This is a genomic window from Ammoniphilus soli, from assembly GCF_040813775.1.
On the sequence record NZ_JBEGDL010000089.1, the window covers coordinates 1 to 3,507 of the forward strand.

At 47.7% G+C, this 3,507-nt stretch carries 1 protein-coding gene; it reads left to right on the forward strand.

Annotated elements, in window-relative coordinates:
* Positions 1 to 3,339, forward strand: a 3,339-nt coding sequence (pyc, locus tag ABLT31_RS38160; RefSeq protein WP_367760937.1) for a pyruvate carboxylase, incomplete at its 5' end; no start/stop codon positions are given.
* Positions 3,340 to 3,507: the final 168 nt, after the last annotated feature.

Here is a 3,507-nt window from a genome sequence, read left to right on the forward strand (position 1 = left end):
TATTCGGAGCAGGATAGTGTTTGTCTGCACCGCTTTAAAGCAGATGAAGCCTATTTGGTCGGAGAGGGGAAAGGGCCGATTGAGGCTTATTTGGATATTGAAAGCATCATCGACGTAGCCGTTAGAAATGAAGTAGATGCGATTCATCCGGGCTATGGTTTTTTATCGGAAAATGCGAACTTTGCTCGCCGCTGCCGTGAAGAAGGGATTGTGTTCATTGGTCCGAACCCGGAACACTTGGATATTTTTGGGGATAAAGTCCAGGCAAGGAAAACAGCTATTGCTTCGGGAATCCCGGTTGTGCCAGGAACGGAGGAACCGATTGATCGTTTGGAGGATGCCATTGCCTTCACTAGAGACTACGGATTTCCTATCATTATCAAGGCTGCCATGGGCGGTGGGGGGCGAGGAATGCGCATTGTCCGTCACCAGGATGAATTGGACGAAGCATTTAATCGAGCCCGCTCCGAAGCAAAATCGGCTTTTGGCAGCTCAAACGTGTATGTGGAAAAGTACATCGAGAATCCCAAGCATATCGAGGTGCAAGTGATCGGTGATCGGTATGGCGGGGCCGTTCATCTTTATGAAAGAGACTGCTCGGTGCAGAGGCGTCATCAGAAAGTAGTGGAAGTCGCACCTAGCCAATCCCTGGATGAGGAGTTTCGTCAAGAAATTTGCCAGTCGGCCCTCAAGTTAATGAAGGAAGCGAATTATATTAATGCTGGGACCGTCGAATTCCTGGTCACGCCAGATCGGAATTTTTACTTCATTGAAGTGAATCCTCGCATTCAAGTTGAGCATACGATTACGGAAATGGTAACAGGGATCGATATCGTAAAATCCCAGATCCGCGTGGCGGAAGGCTATGCATTGACTGCACCGGAAGTTCGGATTCCTCCGCAGGACAAGGTGGAAAGATTAGGATATGCCATTCAGTGCCGAATTACCACAGAGGATCCTACCAATGGTTTTCTGCCGGATACCGGGCGCATCTTGGCCTATCGCAGCAGCGGAGGGTTCGGTATTCGCCTTGATGCGGGAAATTGCTATTCAGGGGCGATTATTACTCCCCATTACGATTCCATGCTGGTAAAGGTCTGCTCTTGGGGAGCCACCTTTGAAGAAGCCAGTACGAAGATGTCGCGTACATTGAAGGAATTCCGCATTCGCGGTGTGAAAACGAACATTCCATTCCTAGAGAATGTCATGGAGCATCCTCAATTCGTAAGCGGGAATTACAATACCTCATTTATTGATTCGACTCCTGAGTTATTTCAGTTTGCCCAGAAGCAAGACCGCGGAACGAAGCTCTTGACCTATATTGGGAATATTGTCGTTAATGGATATCCGGGTTTGCCGAAAGGAAAGAAGCCTGTGTTTACCAAGCCAAGACTGCCGAAGACGTCCTTCCAGTCTCCTTACCCGGATGGAACGAAGCAAATTCTTGACCAGCAGGGACCCGATGGATTGATCCAATGGATCGGGAGCCAGAAGAAGCTGCTCATTACGGATACTACGTTTCGCGATGCCCATCAGTCCCTTTTGGCTACTCGCGTACGGACTCATGATCTGGTGAAAGCAGCGGAAGCGACGGGCAAGCTTGTCCCGAACCTATTCTCATTGGAAATGTGGGGCGGAGCGACCTTTGATACGACCATGCGATTCTTGAATGAATGCCCTTGGGATCGGTTGATCCAGCTTCGCGAGAAAATTCCTAATATCCTTTTTCAGATGCTGTTTCGAGGGGCCAATGCTGTCGGCTATAAGAACTATCCGGATAATGTGATTCGGGAGTTCGTGAAGACTTCGGCAGAAGCGGGGATTGATGTGTTTCGGATTTTCGATAGCTTAAATTGGGTAGAAGGGATGAAGGTCTCCATCGATGCCGTCAGAGAGAGCGGAAAAATTGCGGAAGCAACGGTCTGTTACACGGGGGATATTTTTGATCCGAATCGCCCGAAGTATAATCTGGAGTACTATGTCAACATGGCAAAAGAACTGCAGGCAGCTGGCGCTCACATCTTAGCCATCAAGGACATGGCGGGGCTTTTAAAGCCGTATGCCGCTTATGAATTAATCAAGGCTTTAAAACAAGAGATCCATATCCCCATACACCTTCATACCCATGATACGAGCGGAAACGGAGTAGCCATGCTTCTCAAAGCGGCTGAAGCGGGTGTGGATATCGTAGACCTGGCCATTGGCTCCATGTCAGGCCAGATCTCCCAGCCTAGTCTCAATGCTCTAGCCGCTGCCTTGGAAAAGGGGGAGCGCGATCCCGGTCTGAACCAAGAAAACTTGTACAAGCTCAATGATTATTGGGAGGATGTACGATCCTATTACGCTGGATTCGAAAGCGGCATGAAAGGCAGTCATGCGGAAATCTACAAGCATGAAATGCCAGGAGGACAGTACAGCAATCTGCAGCAGCAGACCAACGCGGTCGGCTTGGGCCATCGTTGGGAAGAAGTAAAGAAAATGTACACCACCGTCAACCACTTGTTCGGGGATATCGTGAAAGTGACTCCTTCTTCCAAGGTCGTTGGAGACATGGCTTTGTTTATGGTCCAAAATGAATTGAATGAAGAGAATATCTATGAAAAAGGGGCTTTCTTGTCTTTTCCTGATTCGGTGATCTCCTTTTTTCAAGGCTATATCGGTCAGCCGTATCAGGGTTTTCCGGAGTCATTGCAGCAAGTCGTCCTGAAGGAAAGAAAACCGATAACCTGCCGACCAGGAGAATTGCTGGAACCGATCGATTTGGATCAAACCGCACGGGAGCTGCAGGAAAAAATCCAGCGTGAAGTCTCCCATTATGACGTACTCTCCTATATCATGTATCCGCAGGTGTTTTTGGAGATGGAGAAAAATAGGTTAGCGTATAGCAATCTCTCTGTCCTCGAGACTCCTACTTTCTTCTATGGATTAAGGGAGGGAGAAGAAAACAAAATTGAGATCGAACAGGGCAAGACGCTTGTGGTCAAGTTGGTTTCTGTCGGTCCCGTACATGTCAATGGAATGAGAACCGTATACTTTGAATTGAATGGCCAGCCACGTGAAGTGTCGATTAGGGATTATTCAGCAGAGGTTACGGCAGTGCAAAGACCTAAGGCAGAATCCGGAAACCGAAAGCACATTGGTGCCTCCATGCCGGGCAAAGTGCTGAAAGTCGTCGTGGAAGAGGGAGATAAAGTGCAGAAGGGAGACCATTTGATCGTGACCGAAGCGATGAAAATGGAAACCGCCATTCAAGCTCCCATGGATTTTACGGTGAAGCGCATTTATGTTAAAGAAGGAGATGTCATTGAGGTAAAGGACCTATTGATTGAATTTGCCTAAAAGGAGAGATACAGTATGAGCTTATTTCGAGAAGGAATGGCCCTAGAGGTAAGCCGACTACTGGCAAAGATTCGAGTGGAGAAAGACCTAAAAATAAAAGATCAAATCAAAGAAAATCTATTTGAAGTTTTTGAGGAATTAGGCTTGGAGATGGAGGACTATCATTTT